The 17,392-nt window shown below is 71.9% G+C and carries 20 protein-coding genes; 11 read left to right on the top strand and 9 right to left on the bottom strand.

The window, feature by feature from the left end:
* Together ABD665_RS08845 and ABD665_RS08840 are read right to left on the bottom strand one after the other, a co-directional pair.
* Positions 1-222: a hypothetical protein gene (locus ABD665_RS08845; RefSeq protein WP_204911310.1), complete on the bottom strand. Its 222-nt coding sequence runs from the start codon at positions 220-222 to the stop codon at positions 1-3.
* A gap of 8 nt (positions 223-230) precedes the next feature.
* A complete protein-coding gene (locus ABD665_RS08840) occupies positions 231-809 on the bottom strand; it encodes a DUF3043 domain-containing protein (RefSeq protein WP_204911311.1) in 579 nt (192 codons plus the stop codon).
* 235 nt (positions 810-1,044) lie between these two features.
* Between ABD665_RS08840 and ABD665_RS08835 the strand changes: the two genes are divergently transcribed.
* Positions 1,045-1,887 (top strand): PspA/IM30 family protein, encoded by an 843-nt coding sequence (locus ABD665_RS08835; protein ID WP_204911312.1) that lies wholly within the window; start codon positions 1,045-1,047, stop codon positions 1,885-1,887.
* Complete coding sequence (gene pspAA / locus ABD665_RS08830; protein ID WP_204911313.1) at positions 1,884-2,168, top strand: PspA-associated protein PspAA; 285 nt, start codon at positions 1,884-1,886, stop codon at positions 2,166-2,168. Before ABD665_RS08835 ends, pspAA begins: the two co-directional genes overlap by 4 nt.
* A gap of 284 nt (positions 2,169-2,452) precedes the next feature.
* Here the strand turns inward: pspAA and nadA are convergent, their stop codons facing one another.
* Positions 2,453-3,637, bottom strand: a complete 1,185-nt coding sequence (nadA, locus tag ABD665_RS08825; RefSeq protein WP_204911314.1) for a quinolinate synthase NadA — start codon at positions 3,635-3,637, stop codon at positions 2,453-2,455.
* A 101-nt stretch (positions 3,638-3,738) separates the two neighbouring features.
* Here nadA and ABD665_RS08820 point away from each other — a divergent pair, with 101 nt between their 5' ends.
* Complete coding sequence (locus ABD665_RS08820; RefSeq protein ID WP_204911315.1) at positions 3,739-4,776, top strand: glycerate kinase; 1,038 nt, start codon at positions 3,739-3,741, stop codon at positions 4,774-4,776.
* Positions 4,777-4,909: 133 nt separating this feature from the next.
* Positions 4,910-5,278, top strand: a complete 369-nt coding sequence (locus ABD665_RS08815; RefSeq protein ID WP_204911316.1) for an iron-sulfur cluster assembly accessory protein — start codon at positions 4,910-4,912, stop codon at positions 5,276-5,278.
* Positions 5,279-5,457: 179 nt separating this feature from the next.
* Here the strand turns inward: ABD665_RS08815 and ABD665_RS08810 are convergent, their stop codons facing one another.
* Together ABD665_RS08810 and ABD665_RS08805 are read right to left on the bottom strand one after the other, a co-directional pair.
* Positions 5,458-5,688, bottom strand: a complete 231-nt coding sequence (locus ABD665_RS08810) for a sulfurtransferase TusA family protein (protein ID WP_344741851.1) — start codon at positions 5,686-5,688, stop codon at positions 5,458-5,460.
* Positions 5,685-6,830, bottom strand: a complete 1,146-nt coding sequence (locus ABD665_RS08805) for a cysteine desulfurase family protein (RefSeq protein WP_344741849.1) — start codon at positions 6,828-6,830, stop codon at positions 5,685-5,687. The genes ABD665_RS08810 and ABD665_RS08805 overlap by 4 nt, the downstream gene beginning before the upstream one ends.
* A 210-nt stretch (positions 6,831-7,040) precedes the next feature.
* On the opposite strand from ABD665_RS08805, the gene ctaC reads away from it, so the two are divergent.
* The 3 genes from ctaC to ABD665_RS08790 are packed head-to-tail and all read left to right on the top strand — an operon-like array spanning position 7,041 to position 10,155.
* Positions 7,041-7,937, top strand: a complete 897-nt coding sequence (gene ctaC, locus ABD665_RS08800; RefSeq protein WP_486348143.1) for an aa3-type cytochrome oxidase subunit II — start codon at positions 7,041-7,043, stop codon at positions 7,935-7,937.
* Positions 7,934-9,763 (top strand): aa3-type cytochrome oxidase subunit I, encoded by a 1,830-nt coding sequence (ctaD, locus tag ABD665_RS08795; protein WP_204911318.1) that lies wholly within the window; start codon positions 7,934-7,936, stop codon positions 9,761-9,763. The genes ctaC and ctaD overlap by 4 nt, the downstream gene beginning before the upstream one ends.
* Positions 9,760-10,155, top strand: coding sequence for an aa3-type cytochrome oxidase subunit IV (locus tag ABD665_RS08790; RefSeq protein ID WP_204911319.1), 396 nt, complete (start codon positions 9,760-9,762; stop codon positions 10,153-10,155). Before ctaD ends, ABD665_RS08790 begins: the two co-directional genes overlap by 4 nt.
* 239 nt (positions 10,156-10,394) lie before the next feature.
* Here ABD665_RS08790 and ABD665_RS08785 read toward each other — a convergent pair whose 3' ends face one another.
* Positions 10,395-11,246, bottom strand: a complete 852-nt coding sequence (locus ABD665_RS08785; RefSeq protein WP_204911320.1) for a LysR family transcriptional regulator — start codon at positions 11,244-11,246, stop codon at positions 10,395-10,397.
* A gap of 94 nt (positions 11,247-11,340) precedes the next feature.
* Between ABD665_RS08785 and ABD665_RS08780 the strand changes: the two genes are divergently transcribed.
* Positions 11,341-12,066: an SDR family NAD(P)-dependent oxidoreductase gene (locus ABD665_RS08780; RefSeq protein ID WP_204911321.1), complete on the top strand. Its 726-nt coding sequence runs from the start codon at positions 11,341-11,343 to the stop codon at positions 12,064-12,066.
* A gap of 9 nt (positions 12,067-12,075) precedes the next feature.
* Here ABD665_RS08780 and ABD665_RS08775 read toward each other — a convergent pair whose 3' ends face one another.
* The gene (locus ABD665_RS08775) at positions 12,076-12,987 is read right to left on the bottom strand and encodes a ribonuclease Z (RefSeq protein ID WP_204911322.1); all 912 of its coding nucleotides are present in this window, start codon (positions 12,985-12,987) and stop codon (positions 12,076-12,078) included.
* 326 nt (positions 12,988-13,313) lie between these two features.
* Here ABD665_RS08775 and ABD665_RS08770 point away from each other — a divergent pair, with 326 nt between their 5' ends.
* From ABD665_RS08770 to ABD665_RS08760, 3 genes are all read left to right on the top strand, one after another.
* Positions 13,314-13,586, top strand: coding sequence for a DUF2277 family protein (locus ABD665_RS08770; RefSeq protein ID WP_204911323.1), 273 nt, complete (start codon positions 13,314-13,316; stop codon positions 13,584-13,586).
* Positions 13,587-13,614: 28 nt separating this feature from the next.
* Positions 13,615-14,988, top strand: coding sequence for an NAD(P)-binding protein (locus ABD665_RS08765; protein WP_204911324.1), 1,374 nt, complete (start codon positions 13,615-13,617; stop codon positions 14,986-14,988).
* Positions 14,989-15,072: 84 nt separating this feature from the next.
* Complete coding sequence (locus tag ABD665_RS08760) at positions 15,073-15,924, top strand: PhzF family phenazine biosynthesis isomerase (protein WP_204911325.1); 852 nt, start codon at positions 15,073-15,075, stop codon at positions 15,922-15,924.
* A gap of 630 nt (positions 15,925-16,554) precedes the next feature.
* On the opposite strand, the gene ABD665_RS08755 is transcribed toward ABD665_RS08760, so the two are convergent.
* Together ABD665_RS08755 and ABD665_RS08750 are read right to left on the bottom strand one after the other, a co-directional pair.
* Positions 16,555-16,929, bottom strand: coding sequence for a hypothetical protein (locus ABD665_RS08755; RefSeq protein WP_204911326.1), 375 nt, complete (start codon positions 16,927-16,929; stop codon positions 16,555-16,557).
* A 179-nt stretch (positions 16,930-17,108) separates the two neighbouring features.
* Positions 17,109-17,333, bottom strand: coding sequence for a hypothetical protein (locus ABD665_RS08750; protein ID WP_204911327.1), 225 nt, complete (start codon positions 17,331-17,333; stop codon positions 17,109-17,111).
* Positions 17,334-17,392: the final 59 nt, after the last annotated feature.

Genomic DNA, 17,392 nt, shown 5'->3' with positions numbered 1-17,392 from the left:
TCAGTGCTCGCCGGGCTCCAGGCTCATCGGCCCGTAGACGAGCCGGTCGCCCTCGTAGAGGCTGACCGCGTTCACCCCGGAGAGCAGCAGGTCGGGGTAGGTCTCCCCGAGCCAGCTCTCCGCCTCGCCCTGCGTCGGGAAGCGCTCCGTGCCGACCGGGCGCGTGGCGCCGCCGACCCGCAGGCCGCCGCGCTCGGAGCGCCAGTGCCACTCGCCGCTCACGTCGTCGCTCAGTACTTCTCGCCGCGCTTGATGCGGGGCTGCGGGATGCGGAACCGCCGGATCTGGATCGCGCGGTTGGCGCCGTAGAAGGCGAGGCCCTTGGTGCTCGAGCCCGGCAGGCGCTGGGCGAGCACCTTCTTGTAGCCGCGCCACATGAAGAAGAGGTCGGCCAGCACGGCGAGGACGTACGCGTACATGACGACCGTCCCGATCACCGCCGCCCGCGGGAAGATCGTGTTCAGGAAGCTCGTCGCCAGGATCAGCACCAGGGCCGGCAGCAGGATCTCGCCGATGCTGAAGCGGGCGTCGACGTAGTCGCGCATCAGCGCCTTCTCCGGGGTGTTGTCCCGGGCGGCCATCGCCCTCATCCGCTCGCTGCGGTTCTGGCGGGAGGCCAGCGCGCGGGACTCCTTCTTGCTGTAGGTCTGCGTGACGCGCTGGCGGCGCGCGGCCTCCGCCTCCTTGCGGCTCGGCGTCGGGCCCGGCTTGCGGCCCGAGGGGTCGCGCACCTCCGGCGTCGGCTCGGGGGCGGCCGTGGCCGACGACCCGTTGCTCTGGGGGGTCGTGCTGCGTCGGAAGATCGCCACTGCCTGCCTCTCGCTGGTCCCGCGCGGTCCGCGGGGGCCGGACCGCCCTGGGTCCCTGCCGTCCTGACCCTTGATCCTCCCAGGGTTGACCCCGGAAACCGAAACTCCTGCCCCTGCCGGCTGGGCCTCGTTTCCCCGCCGGAGATACGGTGGGGCCCTGTTCGTGCGGGTGGTGGCAGCGACTGTCTCGCCGCCCCGCACCGCTCCTCGGCCCAGGAAGGACCTCCGAGACCACATGGCCGGCATCTTTCAGCGCATGTCCTTGATCTTCCGAGCCAAGGCGGACAAGACCTTGGACAAGTACGAAGACCCGCGGCAGACGCTGGACTACTCGTACCAGCGCCAGCTCGAGCTCCTCCAGAAGGTGCGCCGCGGAGTCGCCGACGTGGCGACGAGCCGCAAGCGGATCGAGCTGCAGGCCAACGGCCTCAGCACCCAGGCCGACAAGCTGACCCAGCAGGCGCAGAAGGCGCTCGAGGTCGGCCGCGAGGACCTGGCCCGCGAGGCGCTGACGCGACGTTCCGGGCTCCAGCAGCAGCTCACCGACCTCCAGGCCCAGCACGCGCAGCTGCAGGGCGAGGAGGAGAAGCTCGTCCGCGCGAGCCAGCGGCTCCAGGCCAAGGTCGACGCCTTCCGCACCAAGAAGGAGACGATCAAGGCGACGTACTCCGCCGCCGAGGCGCAGAGCCGGATCGGCGAGGCGTTCTCCGGCATCAGCGAGGAGATGGGCGACGTCGGCCTCGCGGTCCAGCGTGCCGAGGACAAGACGCTGCAGCTGCAGGCCCGCGCCGGGGCGATCGACGAGCTGCTCGCCAGCGGTGCGCTCGACGACGCGACCGGGACGCGGAAGGACGACATCACCCTCGAGCTCGAGCAGCTCGCGTCCACCTCGGACGTCGAGGACGAGCTCAGCCGGATGAAGGCGTCCATCGGCAGCGGCCCGTCCGCGAGCACCCAGGCGATCGGCGGGGGCCAGGCGCCCGCGCTCGAGGGCCAGCCGGTCCAGCAGGCGCCCGCCACCGACTACCAGGGCCAGCCGACCCAGGCCGCCCAGCCGAACGCCGGGGACCTGCGGTGATCGTCCGGATCCTCGGCGAGGGTCAGTGGGAGGTCCCCGACGCGGCGATCGGCGACCTCAACGCCCTCGACGACCAGGTCGAGCAGGCCGTCGCCCAGCAGGACGAGGCCCAGCTGAGCCAGGCACTCGCCGAGCTCCTCAGCGAGGTCCGCAGCATCGGGACGCCCCTCACCGACGAGCAGCTCCTGGACTCCGACCTGATCCTCCCGGACGTCGGCTCTAGCCTCGCCGACGTCGAGGCCCTCCTCGCCGACTCCGCCGAAGGCCTCATCCCCGGCTGACCGCCGTACGCCGTCCGCCCCCCGGAAGCTCGCTCCCGGGGGGCTTCGGCATCTCCGGGGCGCGGCGCGCGCGTCCCGGCTGTCACAGGACTTTCACGTTTACGTGGGACCCGGGTACTGACCACGGCAGATCTGCCGTGCAGAGCGCGGTCTTTCACGTAAACGTGAAAGTCCTGGGACCAGAGGGACGACGGGCGGCGCGTACGCGGCGGGGGCCGGACGGCAGGGCGCAGCGCAGGCCAACCGTCCGGCGGGCCGATCGAACCCCGCGTACGGGTCCGGGGTCAGTCCTTCGTGGTCTCGCCCGGGAGGTCGAGCATGCGCTGGAGGGCCAGCTTGGCGTGGTGCTCGGTGTCGGCGTCGACGGTGACCTGGTTGACGAGCTGGCCGGCGACGAGGTTCTCCAGCGCCCAGACGAGGTGCGGGAGGTCGATGCGGTTCATCGTCGAGCAGTAGCAGACGTGCTTCTCGAGGAAGGCGATCTCCTGCTCCGGGTGGGCCTTGGCGAGCCGCTGGACCAGGTTGAGCTCGGTCCCGATGGCCCACTTCGTGCCCGGCGGGGCGGACTCCACGGCCTTGATGATGAACTCGGTCGAGCCGACCTGGTCGGCCAGCAGCACGACCTCGTGCTGGCACTCGGGGTGCACGATCACCTGGACGCCGGGGATCCGGGCGCGCACGTCGTGGACGGCCTCGGGGGAGAAGCGGCCGTGCACGGAGCAGTGGCCCTTCCACAGGATCACCTTCGCCGCGCGCAGCTCGTCGGCGGTCAGCCCGCCGCCGACCTGGTGCGGGTCGTAGAGGACGCACTCCTCGAGGGCGATGCCCAGCTGGAGGACGGCGGTGTTGCGGCCGAGGTGCTGGTCCGGCAGGAAGAGCACCTTCTCCCCGCGCGCGAACGCCCACTCCATGACCTTCTTGGCGTTGGACGAGGTGCAGACGACGCCGCCCTCGCGGCCGCAGAAGGCCTTGATGTCGGCCGACGAGTTCATGTACGTCACGGGGACCGTCACGTCGGCGACGCCCGCGTCGGCCAGCACGTCCCAGCAGTCCTCGACCTGGGCGAGCCGGGCCATGTCGGCCATCGAGCAGCCCGCGGCGAGGTCGGGCAGGACGACCTTCTGGTCGGTGCTGGTGAGGATGTCCGCGGACTCGGCCATGAAGTGGACGCCGCAGAAGACGATGAACTCGGCCTCGGGCCGCGCCGCCGCCTCGCGCGCGAGCTTGAAGGAGTCACCCGTCACGTCGGCGAACTGGATGACCTCGTCGCGCTGGTAGTGGTGACCGAGCACGAACACGCGCTCCCCGAGCTGCGCCTTGGCCCGCCGGGCCCGCTCGACGAGCGTCGGGTCGGAGGCCGGCGGCAGCTCGCCGGGGCACTCGACGCCGCGCTCGGAGCGCGGGTCCGACTCCCGCCCCAGCACGAAGAGCGACAGCGGCGTACGGGTCGGTGCGGGCGTCGTCGTCACGCCTGAATTCTACCGGTGAGCAGAACCGCCGTCTCCGCCCCGACGTCGCCGGCCTCGCGGGCGCGGACCGGCTCCCCCGGCGGCGCTGGCAGGATGCAGCGGTGCGCGTCCTGGTCTGCTCCGACGAGCTCGGCGGCCTGTCGTCCGCCGCGGCGGGCCGGGCGCTGGCCGAGGGCTGGGCCGACCGGCAGACCGCCGTCGTGCCCCTCGGCGAGGCCGGGGCGGGCTTCGTCACCTCCACCGCCGACCGGCTCGGCGCTCCCGAGGAACCGGTGGTCCTCGACGACCGCGTCGGCGTCCGCGCCCAGGGCCGGTCGGTGACCGCGGTCGCCCTGCCCGGGCCGGGGGTGGGGGAGGGCCCGGTCCCGTACGCGGCCGGCTCGGCGCCGCTGGGTCGTCTCGTCGCCGCGGCTGCGCCGACCCGGGGCGGGCTGCTGGTCGACCTGGTCAGCGACGACGTCCACGACGGCGGGGCCGGGTTCCTCGCCGCCCTCGGGGCCGTCGCGGACGTCCCGCTCGCCGACGGCGTCGCCGGCCTGGCGGGGCTGTCCCGGCTGGACCTCGGCGCCGCCCGGGAGCGGCTGGCCGGCGTGGACCTCGTCGGGGTCGTCCCCGGGACCCGTCTCACGACGCCGCTGCTCGGCCTGCGCGGCATCACCTCCGTCCGGGGTCGGGCGGCCGACGAGGACGCCGCCGACCTGCTGGCGGCGGACGCGAACCTGCAGCGCCTGGCCGAGCTCGCCGGACCCGGCCTGGGCGCTCTTCCCGGGGCGGGTGCCTGCGGCGGCACCGCCCTGGCCGTCCTGGCGCTCGGCGGGCGGCTCGCGAGCGGACCCGCGCTCGCCCTCGACCCGATCGGCGGCCCGGTCGACCTGGTCGTCACGGGCTGCTCGGTCTTCGACTTCGCCCACCGCGGCGGCGGGGTCGTGGCCGCGGCCGCCGCCCTGGCGGGGCGCCTGCTCGCCCCCTGCGTGGTCGTCGCCGGCGAGGTTCTGATCGGCGCGCGGGAGATGCGGACGATGGGGATCGAGGCCGCGTACGCGGTGCACGAGGAGGGCGCGGGAGCGTCGGGGACGCTGGTCGCCCCGGACGCGCTGGCGGCCACCGCACGACGGGTCGCGCGCACCTGGCGCTGGTGACGCCCGACACCTTGTTCCCGGAACGCTTGGGACCCTCCGCCCGACGGATCTACCATGAACCCCGGGAACACGATCCGCCGTACGCGGGTTGCCTACCCGAGCAGCAGCATCCAGGCCGACCAGGGGAGACCCCATGACTGCCACCACCAGCCCGATCACCATCACCGCGCCGCCCGCCGACGGCGTCCTCCTGACCGACGTGGCCGCCGGTAAGGTCAAGGCGCTCCTCGACTCCGAGGGCCGCGACGACCTCGCCCTCCGCGTCGCCGTGCAGCCCGGTGGCTGCTCGGGCCTGCGCTACCAGCTCTTCTTCGACGAGCGTCAGCTCGACGGCGACGTCCGCAAGGAGTTCGGCGGCGTCAGCGTCGTCACCGACCGGATGAGCGCGCCGTACCTCATGGGCGCCTCGATCGACTTCGTGGACACCATCGAGAAGCAGGGCTTCACGATCGACAACCCGAACGCCACGGGTTCCTGCGCGTGCGGCGACAGCTTCCACTGATCGCGCACGCCTGACCGATCTCGCAACGCTCTGCCCCCACCGAGTCCGGGGGCAGGGCGTTGTGTTGTTTGGGCTGAACTGTTTGTCTCCGCTCCGACGCGAACCGGGGCTCAGACCCGATCCCGTCCAGGCATCGGCGCCCGGTCCGCCGTGGGCCGGTCTGAACCCCCGCGCGCAGGTCAGTGCAGCCGTCGTACCACGAACCGTGGTGCGGCCGAGCTGACCAGCTCCTGACCCCGCATCCGGCACCAGGCCGCGAGGTCGGGCGTCGTGGCCGGGTCGTCGGCCAGCAGCTCGATCAACCCGCCGACCTCGACGTCGTCGAGGTGCCGGGCGATCTCGATGATGGGCCGCGGGCACCGCATCCCCCGGCAGTCGAGGGTCAGTGCCGTCTCGTCGGCCTCGCTCACGCGACGCCCAGCCGGCTGCGGATCTCGCCGACGACGCGGGGCAGCACGTCGAGGAAGGCGTCGACCTCCGCCTCCGTCGTCGTCCGGGTGACACCGAGCCGGACGTTGCCGTGGGTCAGCGCCCCCATCGCCGCTAGCACGTGCGAGGGGTGCTCGCTGCTGGCGCTGCAGGCCGACCCGCTGGCCACCGCGAAGCCCGCCCGGTCCAGCTCCAGGGTCAGGGTCTCCCCGTCCACGTAGAGGGCCGAGAAGGTCAGCAGGTGGGGGACCCGGTCCTCGGGGTCGCCCACGACGTCGACGTCCGGGACGCGCGCGGCCACGCCGCGGCGGAGTCGGTCGACGAGCGCGTGCTGCCGGGCCGGCGTGGCCGTCCCGTCGGCGGCGACCGCGTCCAGCGCTGCGGCGGCCGCCCAGACCGCGGGGACGTCGACCGTGCCGGGCCAGCGGCCCTGCTGGTGGTCGTCGGCCGGGAACGGGGCACGCCAGCGGGTGCCGCGCCGCACCACCATGAACCCCACCGAGGCCGGTCCGCCGTACGCGCCGGCCCAGCCGAGCAGGACCGACCAGCCACCCAGGTCGGACGTCGACAGGCGTCCCAGAGCGGTCGTGGCGTCCAGCACCAGGGGCACGCCGGCGTCGCGGCAGGCCTGCGCGGCGGCCGCGTACGGCTGCAGCGTCCCGACCTCGTGGTTGGCGACCTGCAGGCAGGCGAGCGCGACGCCCGGCGCGGCCACGGCGGCCGTCCAGGCGTCCAGGTCGAGCCGCCCGAGGGGGTCGACGCCGACCGTGACGTGCTCCCCGTACGCGGCCGCGGCGCCCAGCACGGCGGAGTGCTCGACGGCCGAGGTCACGATCGTGCGACCGATGCGGCGCCGGCCGAGCGCGAGCCCGGCGACGGCGGCCTGGGCGGTGGGGGCGAGCGGCCCGGTGAGGACGACCTCGTCCGGACGGGCCCCGACGTGACCGGCGACACGGCTCCGGGCGTCGTCGAGGGCCTGCGCGGCGAGCCGTCCCGGCCGGTGCAGCCGCTGGGGGTCGCCCCACCCCGAGGACGTGGCGAGAACCCACGCGTCGCGTGCCTCCGGAAGCAGCGGCTCGCCCGAAGAACAGTCGAGGAAGACCGGTGCGGGGACGTCCGTCACACGCGGAAAGATACGCCCGGGCCAGACATGGGGTGCTCGGCTTCCTGCGTTACTGTGGCCGGGCAACATCGAGGCGCAGGCTGCTCACGGAGCACCTGCGTCACAGCCCCTCACGACGGGTAAGACCGTCGGGGCGGGGGCACCGTGCGTGACTCAGGAGACGGCCCAGGTCGTCCGCCCCACGTGGGCATGTTCGAGGAGAAGGCCAGAGTGGGTGTGAGCAGAGAGCGGGCGCGACGCGTCGGTCTGCGCAGTTCGGTGGCGCTGTCCGGGGTGGCCCTCACGCTGCTGGCCGGGTGCTCCGCCGAGACGACGGGGCAGCTCAAGCGCCTCGGTCTGCCGGAGGCCGGTACCGTCCAGGCCCCGGCCATCGGGGACCTGTGGATCGGCACGTGGATCGCCGCCGGCTCGATCGGCATCGCGGTCTACGCCCTGGTCATCTGGGCGGCGCTGCGCTACCGGACGAACCACAACGACATGCCTCGGCAGAACCGCTACAACCTGCCGATGGAGATCTTCTACACGGTGGCGCCGTTCGTCGTGATCGGCGTGCTCTTCTACTACACCGTGCTGGCGCAGAACGTCGTCACGAAGAACCCGGACCCCGACCTGACGGTCGACGTGGTCGGGCAGAAGTGGGCCTGGACCTTCAACTACAAGTCGGCCGACGTCCCCGGCGTGGGCACCGACGTGTGGGAGACGGGCACGATCAACCAGTGGTCGACCCTGTACCTCCCGGTCAACAAGACCGTCCGCTTCAACCTGTCGTCGCCCGACGTCAACCACTCGTTCTGGGTGCCCGTCTTCTACCAGAAGATGGACGTCATCCCGGGCCGCGACAACCACTTCACGGTGACCCCCAACCGTGAGGGTGTCTTCAACGGCAAGTGCGCCGAGCTCTGCGGCACCTACCACTCCTCGATGCTCTTCGAGGTCCACGTGGTGAGCGAGGCCGAGTACGAGGCGCACCTCAAGACGCTGGTGGCCCGCGGGCAGACCGGCGAGGCCAAGGGGGCGGCCATCCCCAACCCGGTGGGCGAACCGGGTAACACCAGCGAGGGCGACCCCGAGCCGGCAGCAGCAGCACAGCAGGGAGGCACGCGATGACGACGCTCCAGCGCACCGCGACGGAGATCGCGACGCCGAAGAGGCAGCTCGGGACGATCTCCTGGAAGTGGATGGTCACCACCGACCACAAGGTGATCGGCAACCTCTACTTCATCACCTCGATGCTGTTCTTCTTCCTGGGCGGCATCCTGGCGCTGGGCATCCGCGCCGAGCTGGCCTTCCCGGGCATGCAGTACATGTCGCGGGAGACGTACAACCAGTTCTTCACGATGCACGGCACGATCATGCTGCTGCTCTTCGCGACGCCCCTGTTCGCCGGCTTCGCGAACGCGATCATGCCGCTGCAGATCGGCTCGCCGGACGTCGCGTTCCCGCGGCTGAACATGCTGTCGTACTGGCTCTACCTCTTCGGCGGCCTCGTGACGGTCTCCGGCTTCCTCTCCCCGCAGGGCGCCGCCAGCTTCGGCTGGTTCGCGTACGCGCCGCTGAGCGACGCCGTGAACTCGCCCGGCGTCGGTGGCGACCTCTGGATCATGGGCCTCTACATGGCCGGCCTCGGCACGATCCTCGGCGCGGTCAACTTCATCACCACGATCCTGACCATGCGGGCCCCCGGCATGACGATGTTCCGGATGCCGATCTTCACCTGGAACATCCTGGTGACGTCGATCCTGGTGCTCATCGCCTTCCCGATCCTGGCGGCGGCGCTGCTGGTGCTCGAGGCGGACCGCAAGCTCGGGGCCCACGTGTTCGACGCCGGCAACGGCGGGCCGATCCTGTGGCAGCACCTGTTCTGGTTCTTCGGGCACCCCGAGGTCTACATCATCGCGCTGCCGTTCTTCGGCATCATCACGGAGATCCTGCCGGTCTTCAGCCGCAAGCCGATCTTCGGCTACGTCGGCCTGGTCGGCGCGACGCTGTCGATCGCGGCCCTCTCGGTCGCCGTGTGGGCCCACCACATGTACGTCACCGGTGCGGTCAACCTGCCGTTCTTCTCCTTCATGACGTTCCTCATCGCGGTCCCGACCGGGGTGAAGTTCTTCAACTGGATCGGCACCATGTGGGGCGGCAACATCGCCATGCGAACACCGATGCTGTGGGCGATCGGGTTCCTGATCACCTTCCTCTTCGGTGGTCTGACCGGCGTCGTGCTGGCCTCCCCGCCGCTGGACTTCCAGCTGTCCGACTCCTACTTCGTGGTCGCGCACTTCCACTACGTGGTGTTCGGCACCGTCGTGTTCGCGATGTTCGCCGGCTTCTACTTCTGGTGGCCGAAGTTCACCGGCTACATGCTGGACGAGACTCTCGGCAAGGTGCACTTCTGGCTGCTGTTCATCGGCTTCCAGGCGACGTTCTTCGTGCAGCACTGGCTGGGCGTCGAGGGCATGCCGCGCCGCTACGCCGACTACCTGCCGAACGAGGGGTTCACGGTGCTGAACCAGATCTCCTCCGCCGGTGCGTTCCTGCTCGGCGCCTCGATGCTGCCGTTCGTCTACAACGTGTGGAAGAGCCGCAACAACCCGCACGTCGGCGTCGACGACCCGTGGGGCTGGGGACGTTCGCTCGAGTGGGCGACCTCCTGCCCGCCGCCGCGGCACAACTTCACGTCGATCCCGCGGATCCGTTCGGAGTCCCCGGCCTTCGACCTGCACCACCCCGAGGTGGCGCTGTCGGAGTACAACGACATGAACGGTGAGCTGAACGACACCCTGGTCGACGCGGCCGACGACACCGGCCGTCGCGGGCTGCTCGAGGAGCGCGTCAGCGGCGAGTCGAACGACCCGGTCGAGAAGTACGACGACGAGCACCCCAACCAGTCGCCGCCCTCGGCCGACTTCAACGACAAGGAGGCCGGGCGCGGATGAGGGCTGAGACGTGGGTCTTCATCGTCCTGACCGTGTTCGTCGCGGCCATCTCGCCGGTCTACTGGCTGATGAGCAACGACCCCACGGGCACCGCGGCGCTCATCCTGACCTTCTTCCTGCTGCTGATGATCTCCCTCTACCTGGGACTCATCGCCCGGCGCATCGACCCGCGCCCGGAGGACAAGAAGTCCGGTGAGATCGCAGAGGGTGCCGGCGAGCTCGGCTTCTTCCCGCCGCAGAGCAAGTGGCCGCTGTTCGTGGCCATGACCTTCACCCTGTTCATCCTCGGGCCGGTCTTCGGCTGGTGGCTGATGATCCTCGGGGTGGCCTTCGGCACGGTCACGCTCACCGGCCTGGTCTTCGAGTACTACCGCGGGGACCACGCGCACTAGCCCTTTCGGACGCGTACGAGGTCGCAGGGCCTCAGACGCCGTCTTCCTCTCTCCCGATGACGCCACTCGATGGGCAGACCACCTCGGTCCGCCCGACGGGTGGCGTCATCGCTCGTTCGTCCAGACGGCGCCGGCCACATGACCTCGTACGCGTCCGGCGCGGTCGAGCCGGATGCGCGGCGGGTCCCGCTGGCGGCCGGCGGCAACACGTCCCCTGGGCGTTGAGACGGGGGAGAGCGCTAGAGGCGGGTGGCCGTGCGGACGAGGCCGGCGACGGCTCGGGAGCGGCTGTGGGGTGGCCAGGCGATGAGCGTCGTCACCTCGGGGGCGTCGAGGACGGGGACGGCGGCGAGGGACTCGTTCAGGTGGACGCCCACCGAGGCGGGGAGGACCACGCAGGTGCGGGACAGGGCGACGAGCTGGAGCAGCTGGGTGTGGTCGTGGACCTGCGGGCCCGGGCCGTCGGCGTACGTGCCGTCGTCGCGGGGCCAGCGGGGCGCCGGGAGGCCGGGGACGGCGAGGGTGTCGGCCAGCGAGACGTTCGGGCGCTGCGTGAACGGGTGGCCCGACGGAAGCACCAGGACCTGGCCCTCGGTGCCGAGCTCCTCGACGTCGAAGCCGGCCACGTCGTCGAACGGCCGGTGCAGCAGGGCCACGTCGGCCCGGCCGTCGCGCAGCATCCGCGCCTGGTCGCCGATGGCGCACAGGACGATGTCGACCGGTGCCGAGCCGGGCTCGGCGGCGTACGCGTCGAGGAGCTTGGCGACGAGCTCGCTGGAGGCGCCGGCCTTCGTGGCGAGCACCACCGGCGCCTCGGCCTCGTCGGCGGGGACGGCGGCGCGGACGGTGCGGCGTTCGGCGGCCTCGACCGCGGCGAGCGCGGCGCGTGCCTCCCGCAGCAGGACCGCACCAGGTCCGGTGAGCGTCACGCCCCGCGTGCCCCGGTCGAGCAGCCGGACGCCGAGCCGGCGCTCGAGCTGCTGGACGGCCCTGGAGAGCGGGGGCTGCGACATGCTCAGCCGCGCCGCCGCCCGGCCGAAGTGCAGCTCCTCGGCGACGGCGACGAAGTAGCGCAGCTCGCGGGTCTCCATCCCGCCACGCTAGCGCGGGGCTGATACCCGCCGGGTATGGCGAGGTGCCGAAGACGTGTTGGCGGATCCGCCGGCCGCGACGACGCTCGGTCCCATGAGTGCACAGACGACGGCCCTGGTCACCGGGGCGAACAAGGGGATCGGCTACGAGATCGCGGCGGGGCTCGGCGCCCTGGGCTGGAAGGTCGGGGTCGGGGCGCGCGACCAGCAGCGCCTGGACGAGGCGGTCGCCCGGCTGCGCGCCGCGGGGCACGACGCCTTCGCGGTGCCGCTGGACGTCACCGACGACGCGAGCGTGACCGCGGCCGTGGCCCTCGTGCAGGAGCAGGCGGGCGGGCTGGACGTGCTGGTGAACAACGCCGGCATCACGGGCGGGATGCAGCAGCAGCCGACGACGGCGGACCTGGACGTCATCCGGACCGTCGTCGAGACGAACGTCATCGGCGTCATCCGGGTCACGAACGCCTTCCTGCCGCTGCTGCGGCGGTCCGCCTCGCCGCGCATCGTCAACATGTCGAGCGGGGTCGGCTCGCTGGCCCGGCAGAGCGCGGACGGTGGCGACACGGGTCCGATCGCGGTCGCCTACTCGCCGTCGAAGACGTTCCTCAACGCCGTGACCGTCCAGTACGCGAAGGAGCTGAAGGACACGAACGTCCTGATCAACCTCGCCTGCCCGGGCTACGTCGCGACGGACCTCAACGGGTTCAGCGGCCACCGGACGCCCGAGCAGGGTGCGGCCATCGCCCTCCGCCTCGCGACGCTGCCCGACGACGGTCCGACCGGCGGCTACTTCGAGGACGCCGGCGTCATCCCCTGGTGAGCCGTCGGCTCAGCGGCGAGGCGGGACGTCGACGCGGTCGAGGTCCCGCACGGCGGTGACGTCGCCGAAGATCGGGCGGGCCTCGTCGGCGAACACCTGCTCGTCGGGGTGCCGGGCCGAGTAGTGGGTGAGGACCAGGCGCCGGACGCCGGCCTCGGCGGCGATCCCGGCCGCGTCGGCGGCGGTCAGGTGCGCGTACGCCTCGGCGAGGTCGGCCTCCGTGCGCAGGTAGGTCGACTCGCACACCGCGAGGTCGACGTCCCGGCAGAGCTCCACGGCGGCGTCGCAGCGGCGGGTGTCCATGACGAACGCGAAGGACTGCCCGCGCCGGGCCTCGGTCACCTCCTCCACGCCGACGCGGCGCCCGTCGACGGTCACCTCGCCGTCGCGCAGCAGCCGGCCGACGTCCGGCCCGCCGAGCCCCACGGCGTCGAGCCGGTCCCGCACCACCCGTCGACCGTCGGGCTCCTGGAGGCGCCAGCCGTACGTCGGCACCCGGTGGTCGAGCGCCCGCGCGGACAGCGTCAGGCCGGGCCAGGTGTCGACCACGCCGTCCGCCGAGACGGGGTGCTCGCGGACCTCGGGCCCGCCGGCGGCCGCGCTGGCGTTCCGCAGCCGGTCCACGTAGGGCTGGCCCTCCGCGGGGAAGTACAGGTCGACGGGCCGGTCCCGGCCGTCGAGCGCGATCCGTTGCAGCACCCCGGGCAGCCCCAGGCAGTGGTCGCCGTGCAGGTGCGTGATGCAGATCCGGGTGATGCTGCCCGCCGCGACCCCGGCCAGCGTGAGCTGGCGCTGGGTGCCCTCGCCCGGGTCGAAGAGGACCACCTCGCGGTCCCACCGCAGCACCGCGGCCTGGTGCGACCGGGTCCGCGTCGGGACCTGGGACGCCGTGCCGAGCACCACCAGCTCCCGCGCCCCCACGGCAGCGGAGCCTACGCCGGGCACGTCCTCCGAGCTCGCCGAACGCCCCCTGAGCCTGTCGAAGGGCCTCGAAGAGGTCGGCCTCTCTCTCGTGCAGGAGAGCCAACCCGTTCCGGGCCCTTCGACAGGCTCAGGGGGCGTAGGGCGGTGGGCCCTTCGGCAGGCTCAGGGGGCGTAGGGCGGTGGGCACTTCGGCAGGCTCAGGGGGCGTAGGGCGGTGGGCCCTTCGACAGGCTCAGGGGGCGTAGGGCAGTGGGGCCGTTCGACAGGCTCAGGCGCGTGGTGAGGATCTACCCATCGCGGCGTACGGGAGGAAGGATGGGGCCATGTGTCGCAACATCCGACCGCTGAACAACTTCGAGCCGCCGGCGACGTCGAACGAGGTCCACGACGCCGCGCTGCAGTACGTGCGGAAGATCGCCGGGACGACGAAGCCGTCCAAGGCGAACGAGGCCGCGTTCGAGCGCGCGGTCCACGACATCGCGCACGCGACGGAGCACCTGCTGGAGAGCCTGGTGACCACGGGCACGCCGAAGAACCGCGAGGAGGAGGCGGCCAAGGCCCGGGCGCGCTCGGCCGCCCGCTTCGCGTCGGCCTGACCCGCGTGGCCTCCGCGGGTCCGCGACGGTGACGCAGCTCCTCGAGGCCGACCACCTGGTCGTCGGCGCCGGCGCGGCCGGCCTGGCCTTCGTCGACGCCCTCGTCGAGCACGACCCGCAGGCCCGGGTCGTCCTGGTCGACCGCCGCGACGGGGTCGGCGGACACTGGCGCGGGGCGTACCCGTTCGTCCGCCTGCACCAGTCCTCGACCTACTACGGTGTCGCGTCGACGCTGCTCGGCGACGACCGCCGGCAGACCGAGGGCCCCGAGGCCGGGCTGCACGAGCGGGCCGACCAGCCGACGATCCTGGCCTACTACGAGCAGGTGCTCGCCGACCGTCTGCTCGCCAGCGGGCGGGTCCGCTTCTTCCCCCGCTCGGAGCACGTGGGCGGGCGGACGTTCGTGTCGCTCGACTCGGGGGAGCGGCACGAGGTGCCCGAGCGGTGCCGGGTCGTCGACGCGCGCTACCTCTCGCCCGACATCCCCGCCGAGACCCCGCCGCCCTTCGCCGTGGACGGTGCCCGGGTGGTGCCGGCCGGCGGCATCCCGGCCGCGGGCCCGACGCGGCAGCACGTCGTCGTGGGGTCCGGCAAGACCGCCACGGACAGCGTCGTGTGGCTGCTCCAGCACGGCGTGGACCCCGACGCGATCTGCTGGGTGCGCCCGCGCGACCCGTGGATGCTCGACCGCGCCAACCTCGAGCCCGACCCCGTCGTCTACCTCGGCATGGTGGCCGGGCTGATGGGGCTGGCGTCCGAGGCCACGTCGCTGCCCGGGCTGTTCCTCGACCTGGAGGAGGCCGGGACGATGCTGCGGATCGACCGCACGGTCACCCCCACGATGGCCAAGGTGCCGACCCTCGGGCGCTGGGAGCTCGACCTGCTGCGCAGCGTCGAGCACGTCGTCCGGCTCGGGCGGGTGCGGGCCGTGCGGCGGGGGTTCGTCGACCTGGACGAGGGGACCGTCGCCGTCGCCGACGACGCGCTCGTGGTGCACTGCGCGGCCGACGGGCTCAAGCGTCCGCCGCTGGTACCGATCTGGCGACCGGACGTGATCACGCTGCAGCCGGTGCGGGCCGGCTTCCCCTGCTTCGGCGCGGCCCTCGCCGGCGTGGTCGAGGCGACCCGCGACGACGACGACGAGAAGAACCGGGTCTGCCGGCCGTCGTCGCTGGGCGGCTCGCTGACCGACTGGGCCCGGATGAACGTGCGCGGCTTCCGGGCGGGTGCGGCCTTCGGCGCCGAGCCGGACCTCAAGGCCTGGAGCGACCGGGTGGCCCTCAACCCGGCGCGTGTGCCTCCCGAGGCCGGTTCACCGGAGCTGGACGTGGTGCTCGCTCGGCTGGCGGCCGCGGTGCCCGCGGGCGTCGCGCGCCTCGACGAGCTGATCGCCCCTGCCTGAACGGCGCGCTTCGCCCTGGGAAGGCCGTTCGGAGGCGGCCGTCGGTCTGTCGGTCCGAGGTCGCAGCCGTCTAGATTGAGCCGCATGCCCACCGAGGTGCTCCGCTACGCCGCCTTCACGACGAAGGACGGCCGCGGCGGCAACCCCGCCGGCGTGGTCCTCGACGCCGACGGCCTCGACGACGCGGCCATGCAGGAGATCGCGGCCGACCTCGGCTACTCCGAGACCGCGTTCCTCTTCCCGCGTGCGCAGGAGCCGAACGTCTACGACGTCCGCTACTTCGCGCCGCAGCAGGAGGTCCCGTTCTGCGGCCACGCGACCATCGCCTCGGGCGTCGCGCTCGTCGAGCGGCACCCGGCCGCCGAGCTCGTGTTCCACACCCCGGCCGGCCTGGTCACGGTGAGCACGCAGCGCACGGACCACGGGCACGTGGCCGAGCTCACCAGCGTCTCCCCGCGGGTCCGCCCCGCGCCCCACGACCTCGTCGACGCGGTGCTGCGGGCGCTGGCCTGGTCCCCGCGCGACCTCGACCCGGACTACCCGGTCAGGCTGGCGAACGCCGGCTCCGAGCACCTCGTCCTCGTCACCCGTACGCGCGAACGCCTCGCCGACCTGCACTACGACTTCGACGCCCTCGCCACGCTGATGCGCGAGCACGGCCTGATCACGGTCCTGCTGGTGTGGCCCGAGGGCCGCAAGCTCTTCCACGCCCGCAACCCGTTCGCCGGCAGCGGCGTCGTCGAGGACCCCGCGACCGGGGCCGCGGCGGCCGCCTTCGGCGGCTACCTGCGCGACCTGCACCTGATCGGCGCCAGCGCCGAGTTCACGATCTGCCAGGGCGTCGACATGGGCCGCCCCAGCCGGATCGACGTCAGCGTCCTCCGCGGCGAGCCCGGCATCCGCGTGAAGGGCGCCGCAAGCGCCATCCCGGCCTAGCCCCCGCTTCCCGCAAGTGGTCGTTGCGGGCTTGCCCAGCGGCTGTCGCGGCCTTCGGAGCGACCACTTTCACGCAGGGCGACCCACGTCTCGTGAGCCTGCCGACCGCTAGCCTCTCAGCGTGGGCGCATGGGATAACTACTGGGACGCTGTCTGGTCCCCGGAGTGGGCGGCCGACCTCACGCAGAGCCTGCTGGCGACTGCACTCGGGCTCGGCGGCGCATACCTCGTACTGGTGCGGCAGTTCCGCCACGAGCGTGCACTAGCCGTCGAGCAAGCCCAAGCCGAGGTGCGGGTTAGAGCTACGGATGAGACCGGCGTCCTATTCATCCGCGCAGCCGGCTCACTCAAAGCTGATTCTCCACCAGCACCGCGCGAACTCTGGACAAGTCACGAAGCCTCGGGTGTCAGAAACGAGCCTGAGAATCGCCGCACAGAGCACCAAAACGGGCGGTTTGTGCACAAAGTGGAGACGCACTTTACTTTTCGCGCGAGATGGGCAACTGCCCGCGAGTGACCCCGTTGAAATCTGGGGAGCTTCCTGGAGCGTCGTATGAGGCACGCAGGTGAGGCGCTCACCAACTCCCGGTTGAGGCTGAGCTAGACCGCGGGTACTGCCGTGCGGCCTGACTAGAGCCCCAGAACGGTGGTGACGACTGCGAAGATAGTGAACAGAATTGCATTCGCCACTAGGAGCCTACGAACCCTCCTATCGTAGAACTCCACCTCCTCCCGGCTTGCGGTACTGCTCTTCTCTAGCTTCTGTACCTTGCGGGCTTGCGCAAACCCGTAAACAAACCAACCGACACTGAAGACGAGAATGCCAATACTGAAGTAGGCGAGGGGCTTACGGCTGATGATGCCGAACGCAGAGGCAAGTGCGATGCCGAGTAGGCCGACGAGTGCTGCGCTAACGCTGCGGGCGTACACCTCTCGGTAAAAAGACGGTTCGCGGTGCCATCCCTTGTAGACGTCCAGGCGGCTGCGTCGTGGTGGCTCTTGCACGTCTGGTCCTGGGTCGGCTCGCCGACGGACGTGGCGTACGGCTGGTGGTCGTCGCGCCTGCACGAGGCGGCAGCCTACGGGCAGCAGACTCCAGCTCAGGGTGTGAATAGGTCGTGTCAGTGACACGTGAAAACCCCGTTCGCAGTACGCGAACGGGCCCTTCGTCGCGCTGCTCGGTCCTACTCGTCCACCGGGGTCGCCTCCGGGTCTGCCTCTGCTGACGCCGGCGCCGTGTACCCGAGGGCCTGCAGCTGCGCATCGAGGACGCGGTACAGCGCTTCCCCTTCCTTCGCGATGAGGTGGCGGGGCTTGCCGTCGGGCCAGTACGCACGGTAGTGAATCTTGGTCGGTTCGTTCTTGTAGCGCCACGCGGTGCTCACGACGGGCTGGGGAAGGTTCGGCATCCCCGGATGCTACGGGTTGCCGACGTCGATGCGTGACTGCGCGAGCAGGGCCCCTTAGT

This window comes from Microlunatus spumicola (genome assembly GCF_039536445.1).
GTDB lineage: Bacteria > Actinomycetota > Actinomycetes > Propionibacteriales > Propionibacteriaceae > Microlunatus > Microlunatus spumicola.
The sequence above is the reverse complement of the archived record's forward strand: the minus strand, read 5'-3'. Positions and strand labels throughout refer to the sequence as shown.